Source organism: Alkalibacterium sp. s-m-28 (assembly GCF_054658175.1).
Window position 1 is genome coordinate 1 of the sequence record NZ_BAAGIQ010000134.1, and the last position, 3,775, is coordinate 3,775.

5 protein-coding genes are annotated in these 3,775 nt (G+C 37.9%); 4 read left to right on the forward strand and 1 reads right to left on the reverse strand.

The window, feature by feature from the left end; genetic code table 11:
* The first annotated feature begins 298 nt into the window (after nucleotides 1-298).
* Nucleotides 299-475 (forward strand): hypothetical protein, encoded by a 177-nt coding sequence (locus tag ACYQ4S_RS11115; RefSeq protein ID WP_459771177.1) that lies wholly within the window; start codon nucleotides 299-301, stop codon nucleotides 473-475.
* A gap of 139 nt (nucleotides 476-614) precedes the next feature.
* On the opposite strand, the gene ACYQ4S_RS11120 is transcribed toward ACYQ4S_RS11115, so the two are convergent.
* Nucleotides 615-1,481, reverse strand: a complete 867-nt coding sequence (locus tag ACYQ4S_RS11120) for a LysR family transcriptional regulator (RefSeq protein ID WP_459771179.1) — start codon at nucleotides 1,479-1,481, stop codon at nucleotides 615-617.
* Nucleotides 1,482-1,596: 115 nt separating this feature from the next.
* Here ACYQ4S_RS11120 and ACYQ4S_RS11125 point away from each other — a divergent pair, with 115 nt between their 5' ends.
* Genes ACYQ4S_RS11125 through ACYQ4S_RS11135 form a run of 3 tightly spaced genes read left to right on the forward strand, consistent with a single transcriptional unit; the run spans nucleotide 1,597 to nucleotide 3,461 of the window.
* Complete coding sequence (locus ACYQ4S_RS11125; protein WP_459771180.1) at nucleotides 1,597-2,157, forward strand: DapH/DapD/GlmU-related protein; 561 nt, start codon at nucleotides 1,597-1,599, stop codon at nucleotides 2,155-2,157.
* Nucleotides 2,158-2,182: 25 nt separating this feature from the next.
* A complete protein-coding gene (locus tag ACYQ4S_RS11130; RefSeq protein WP_459771182.1) occupies nucleotides 2,183-2,923 on the forward strand; it encodes an SDR family oxidoreductase in 741 nt (246 codons plus the stop codon).
* Nucleotides 2,924-2,939: 16 nt separating this feature from the next.
* The gene (locus ACYQ4S_RS11135; protein WP_459771184.1) at nucleotides 2,940-3,461 is read left to right on the forward strand and encodes a cyclophilin-like fold protein; all 522 of its coding nucleotides are present in this window, start codon (nucleotides 2,940-2,942) and stop codon (nucleotides 3,459-3,461) included.
* Nucleotides 3,462-3,775 lie beyond the last annotated feature (314 nt).

A 3,775-nucleotide genomic window follows, 5' to 3' on the forward strand; every position in this document is an offset into this window, starting at 1 on the left:
TTTCTGTTGGTACTTCAATTATAGCCGGTGGGGCTCATTTTGTCTTTAAAAAAGAAACATCCCTCGACCATTTTTTTCTCAAAATCGGTCGAGGGATGTATTCATTTTAGGGGAGTTTTTTCCCAGCCCCCCCTACTCGATTAGCACAAACCAGTTTACTGGATTGTGACAGTTTGCTAGAGCCGTAGGAACAAAGTGACGTACGGAAATAGTATGCGTAATGAGTAGAACGAATGGAGCCTCAAAACGTTACCTGCGGGTCCTTATTTCTTGTGTATTCGTATGAGGCCACAAAGTAATGATGAAAAACAATGAACAAGCAACAACTATAGAGGTGGTGGAAAAAATGACTCCAAAAGAAAAAATGCAGAAGCTGATTAAGAACAAGCAAGGCGGCGGCAAAGATATTAAAAGAAGTACGGCCAAAAATGATCAGAAGTACATGCGCAAAGCTCCGATTATTTTCAATAAATAAAATTAATTTAAGGAAAGACACATACCAGCACTCTTGGTATGTGTCTTTTTGTAATAAAAGAGCATGAGAGTTAAATAGCAGAGAGAGTGAACTGCACGGTTAGAGACAAATCCTGTATGGACAGAAAACTGCAGACAGATTATTTTTGAGTAATCTTTTGAAGAAAAAGATTTGCAGCGTTTGAAAATAGTTGGTTCTTTTTCCAGATAATATTGATGCTGGAGGTCAGTGGAGGAGAGAATGGGATGAATTTCAGGCCATTGTCTTTTGTATTGATGATACCGTCAATACATAGTGCGACACTCTCGCCTTTTTTGACTAGGAGAGAAGCATTATATAGAAGGTTGTAAGTTCCTATAATATTGAAATGGCTTAGATTTTGTCCTAACCATTCTGCAAGTTGATTATCCACCAATGACTGATTGGAAATAATCAAAGATTGATCCAATAAATCATTAGGGGATACATACTCTTTTTTTGTTAACGGATGGTGTTCATTGACTAAAATCCCCCAACAGTCTGATTGCGGCAATCGGATGTATTCATATTTCTGTTTTTCTACCGGATCAATGACTAACCCGAAATCCAAGAGACCCTTATCGATTTTATGTTTGACATCATCAGCATTACCGCTATACATATGAATAGTTATGTCAGGATAATGGTTTATTAAATCATTTAAAATAACTGCAACATACTCAATAGCTTGTGTTTCTCCTCCCCCAATAAAGATGTCACCACCAATAACGTTGTTTTTCTGGATATTCGAGGTGGTACTATCAACTAAAGAGAGAATTTCGTTTCCGCGATTCTGCAAATAGATACCGTCAGCCGTTAAGGTGATTCCACGATTTCCACGTTCAAAAAGCTGTACACCTAAGTATACCTCTAAACTTTTCAATTGTTTCGATAAAGCTGGTTGGGATAGGTGTAAAACCTCCGCAGCTTTACTGATCGTTCCCTCTCTAGCGACAGTTAAAAAATAGGTTAGTACTCTTAAATCCATTTAACCACTCCTATAACTTAAAAGAATACATAGGCATTCCATATAAGTATTATTCATTATGAGTATAACCGAGTATACTCAAATTATCAATAAAGGTGAGGAGGCTTTAGTGTCGATGAATACGTTAATCGAACAAATAGCTGGAAAAGAAATCTTAGCAGGTTCCGCTATTTTTAAAGAAATACATGAAGCGAAAGATAAGAATGAGCCACTTATAGCTGAACTTAATACAGGTTATCGTAAACCTCAGGATGTATTATCTTATTTAGAAAGAATCACAGGAAAAAAAGTTGACAGCACGGTTACTGTCTCATTACCGTTCTATACTGATTTTGGAAAACATATTACTTTAGGTAGAAATATCTTCATCAATCAAAACGTCACATTCGTTGATTTAGGTGGGATCGTGATCGAAGATAATGTGCTGATCGGACCAATGAGTCGAATCATAACGGTCAATCATTTAATTGACCCCAAAAAACGCCGTGGATTAAATGTTCAGACGGTCAGGATAAAGAAAAATGCCTGGATAGGTGCAAATGTCACCATATTACCGGGGGTTACGGTCGGTGAAAACTCAATCATTGCGGCCGATTCAACTGTAACGAAAGACATACCAGAGAATGTCATCGTTGCCGGGTCACCCGCAAAAATAATCAAACAGATCGAATCATAAAAATTAAATCTCAAGGAGAATTGCTATGTCAAATCTATCAGAAAAAGTCGTCGTTATTATGGGAGCCTCATCAGGTATTGGGGAAGCAACAGCCAAATTATTAGCGGACAGTCATGCAAAGGTAGTGTTGGCTGCTCGTCGTGAAGAACGAATCAAACGTTTAGCCGATGAACTAGGAGAAAATGTAGTGTATCAGGCAGCTGATGTGACAAATCGTGACCACATTAAAGCTGTCATTGATCTTGCTATGGAAAAATTCGGTAGAATCGATGTGATGTTTAATAATGCCGGTATCATGCCTCAAGGGAATTTAGCAAAACTGGAGTACGAAAGTTGGGAGAGTATGCTGAATATAAATGTTATGGGTGTATTGAATGGCATTGGTGCTGTGTTACCGATCATGCAAAAACAGAAATCGGGTTTGATCATTACAACAGATTCTGTTGCCGGGCACGTGGTTTACCCAGGCTCTGCTGTATACAATGGGACTAAATTTGCGGTACGTGCGATTATGGAAGGGTTAAGACAAGAAGAGCTTTCTAATGGTATACGATCAACGATAATATCGCCAGGAATGGTCAACACAGAGTTGTTTTCTACAGTTGGAGATAAGTCTTTAGAAAATGAATTGCAAAAAACTGCAGATCAGACAGGAAACAGTTTGACATCAGAAGACGTTGCCCGAGCTGTTATATATGCAATAGAACAGCCTGGCCATGTAACGATCAGCGAGGTGCTGTTACGCCCATTAAACCAAAAAATTTAATTTGGAGAGGATGGTATTGAAAAATAATCGGAAATTTAAGTGGATGATGATACTGTTCGCCTTTTTCTTAAGTGCGTGTAGAGTTGAAACAGTTTCGGAACCTGATTCAACTGCTCCTCAATTGAATAATGAATCACTGGATGAGCTAGGTGAAAGTGATGAAGTAGAGGCGGATTTAGAAGGAGATGAACAGGATGTGATAACCCTATATATAAATGGTTCAGAATTTTCAGTCATTTTAGAAGGCAGTACTATAGCAGAGAATGTAATCGAACGATTACCAGGTCGCTTCACCATGACTGACTTAAACGAGAACGAGAAGTATTATACTCTTCCTCAAACTGTAACAACTGATGCAGTGAATGTTCATAACATAGAAGCGGGAGACGTCATGTTATACGGTGATAGAACGTTAGTGATATTTTATAAATCATTTACGACGAATTACTCCTATACGAAAATTGGGCATATAGAAAACGCAGTAGGATTAGAGGAAGCACTGGGAACTGGGGTTGTAGAAGTAGAAGTTTTGAACTGAAGACAGCAATATGAATCGCCAAAAAAGAGTAATACGAAGATTAACAAATTGTAAATGCATACCGAAAGAGTATAGAATACTCGTGTAACGCTTATATTAATAAGTGTATTTCCAGCCGATTTATTTCACTAAAGAGGGTATCGATAAAATCAGTAAAACTAACTTAACGTACCAGCACGACACTTATAGAGTGAACTAGGAAACTCCAAGGAATAATTGGGGGAATAGCTCTTAAATGAGCATACAATTGATTGGTTTTTACAGCACTATTGGATTTATCTCGTCAAACAGGTTTTGGTTTGATGGTCTAGAAA

What these genes read in the sequence shown, in the direction of transcription:
- ACYQ4S_RS11115 (WP_459771177.1), top strand. Translation starts at nt 299, where the DNA reads ATGATGAAAAACAATGAACAAGCAACAACTATAGAGGTGGTGGAAAAA.
- ACYQ4S_RS11120 (WP_459771179.1), bottom strand. Translation starts at nt 1,481, where the DNA reads ATGGATTTAAGAGTACTAACCTATTTTTTAACTGTCGCTAGAGAGGGA.
- ACYQ4S_RS11125 (WP_459771180.1), top strand. Translation starts at nt 1,597, where the DNA reads ATGAATACGTTAATCGAACAAATAGCTGGAAAAGAAATCTTAGCAGGT.
- ACYQ4S_RS11130 (WP_459771182.1), top strand. Translation starts at nt 2,183, where the DNA reads ATGTCAAATCTATCAGAAAAAGTCGTCGTTATTATGGGAGCCTCATCA.